Genomic DNA, 2159 nt, shown 5'->3' on the forward strand with positions numbered 1-2159 from the left:
TAACGATGTTAACACCTTCAACGATAACTTTGTTTACTTTTGGAAGGGCAGTAAGGACAACAGCTTCTGTTCCCTTATCTTTACCAGCGATTACGCGAACTTTGTCGCCTTTTTTTACAAACATTAGATTTCTCCTTGATTTTTCTTACGCCCATAAGGGCACCCTGGAAAGTAATCCAGGGGACTAGTTTGTTTTTTTAAAAATTAAAGTACTTCTGGAGCAAGTGATACGATCTTCATGAAACCACCTTCACGCAATTCACGTGCAACTGGTCCAAAGATACGTGTTCCGCGAGGAGTTTTGTCTTCACGGATGATAACTGCTGCATTTTCGTCAAACTTGATGTATGAACCATCAGCACGACGAGCACCTGATTTAGTACGAACGATAACTGCTTTAACAACGTCACCTTTTTTAACCGCACCACCAGGAGTAGCTTGTCTTACAGATGCCACAATAACATCACCGATGTTCGCAAATTTACGTTTAGAACCACCAAGAACTTTGATAGTCAAGATTTCGCGTGCACCGCTGTTGTCTGCGACTTTCAAACGAGTTTCTGTTTGAATCATTTCAGTTTTCTCCTTTCAGGCTTGATTAGATGATAACCGCTTCTTCAACAACTTCTACAAGACGGAAACGTTTTGTAGCTGAAAGCGGGCGAGTTTCCATGATACGTACGATATCGCCTTCTTTGGCAACATTGTTTTCATCATGTGCTTTGTATTTTTTAGAGTAGTTAATACGTTTACCATAGACTGGGTGGTTACGTTTTGTTTCAACTACAACTGTGATTGTCTTGTCCATTTTGTCAGATACAACACGTCCAACAAGAACTTTACGATTATTGCGTTCCATTGAAATTCTCCTTCCCTAGTCTATTATTTCGCTTCAGATTGAACTGTTTTGATACGAGCGATTTGTTTTTTAACTTCTTTCAAGCGAGCTGTTTGTTCTAATTGACCAGTAGCAGCTTGGAAACGAAGTTCGAACAATTCTTTTTTCAATTCGTTTTCGCGCTTCGCGAGTTCTTCTTGAGAAAGACCACGAAGTTCTTTAACAAATTCTTTTACTTCATTAAGTTTCATGCCTTCTCCTTATTCTGCTTCACGTTTTACGAATTTACATTTAACTGGCAATTTGTGGCTTGCAAGACGAAGCGCTTCGCGAGCGATCTCTTCAGATACACCAGCAACTTCAAACATTACTTTACCACGTTTAACTGGTGCTACCCAACCTTCAGGTGCCCCTTTACCAGATCCCATACGAACCCCGATAGCTTTAGCTGTGTATGATTTGTGTGGGAAGATTTTAATCCAAACTTTACCACCACGTTTCATGTAACGAGTCATGGCGATACGAGCAGCCTCGATTTGGCGGTTAGTGATCCAGTGGCTAGTTGTAGCTTGAAGACCGTATTCACCGAATGCTACTTCTTTTCCACCTTTAGCTTCACCGCGCATTTTACCACGGAATTCACGACGGTGTTTAACACGTTTAGGTACTAACATTGGTTATTTACCTCCTTTAGTGTTTTTACGAGCTGGAAGAACTTCACCACGGTAGATCCATACTTTAACACCAAGTTTACCGTATGTAGTATCTGCTTCTTCCCAAGCGTAATCGATATCTGCGCGAAGTGTGTGAAGTGGAACTGTTCCTTCAGAGTATCCTTCAGCACGGGCAATATCTGCACCGTTCAAACGACCTGATACTTGAGTTTTGATTCCTTTAGCTCCAGCACGCATAGCACGTTGGATTGCTTGTTTTTGTGCACGACGGAAAGCAACACGTTGCTCCAATTGACGAGCAATTCCTTCACCAACAAGGTGAGCATCCAAATCAGGTTGTTTGATTTCGATGATGTTAATGTGTACTTGTTTTCCAGTCAATTTGTTAAGTTTTGCACGGAGTGCATCAACGTTAGCACCACCTTTACCGATAACCATACCTGGTTTAGCAGTGTGAAGTGAAACGTTAACTTTGTTTACTGCGCGTTCGATTTCAATAGTTGAAACTGCTGCGTCAGCTAGTTCTTTTTGAACGAATTTACGGATTGCAAGATCTTCATGAAGGTAATCCGCGTATTCTTTTTCAGCATACCATTTGGCATCCCAATCACGGATGATGCCGACACGCATACCAATTGGATGTACTT

6 protein-coding genes are annotated in these 2159 nt (G+C 41.5%); all 6 read right to left on the reverse strand.

The annotated features are described in order from the left end of the window. The coding region (locus tag PAN07_RS17315) for a KOW motif-containing protein (RefSeq protein ID WP_269798440.1) at positions 1 to 124 on the reverse strand (124 nt) is incomplete at its 3' end. A gap of 80 nt (positions 125 to 204) precedes the next feature. Next, entirely contained in the window at positions 205 to 573 is a 369-nt protein-coding gene (rplN, locus tag PAN07_RS17320; RefSeq protein ID WP_269798438.1) for a 50S ribosomal protein L14, read from the reverse strand. 25 nt (positions 574 to 598) lie between these two features. Continuing rightward, entirely contained in the window at positions 599 to 859 is a 261-nt protein-coding gene (gene rpsQ, locus PAN07_RS17325) for a 30S ribosomal protein S17 (RefSeq protein ID WP_000440801.1), read from the reverse strand. 23 nt (positions 860 to 882) lie between these two features. Continuing rightward, positions 883 to 1089, reverse strand: coding sequence for a 50S ribosomal protein L29 (rpmC, locus tag PAN07_RS17330; protein WP_000772918.1), 207 nt, complete (start codon positions 1087 to 1089; stop codon positions 883 to 885). A gap of 9 nt (positions 1090 to 1098) precedes the next feature. After that, positions 1099 to 1512 carry a 50S ribosomal protein L16 gene (gene rplP, locus PAN07_RS17335; RefSeq protein ID WP_000960948.1) on the reverse strand — a complete coding sequence of 138 codons (414 nt, stop codon included), beginning with the start codon at positions 1510 to 1512 and terminating at the stop codon, positions 1099 to 1101. Positions 1513 to 1515: 3 nt separating this feature from the next. After that, positions 1516 to 2159: 30S ribosomal protein S3 (gene rpsC / locus PAN07_RS17340; protein ID WP_269798439.1), on the reverse strand; the 644-nt coding region annotated here is incomplete at its 5' end.

This window comes from Streptococcus sp. SM5 (genome assembly GCF_027497975.1).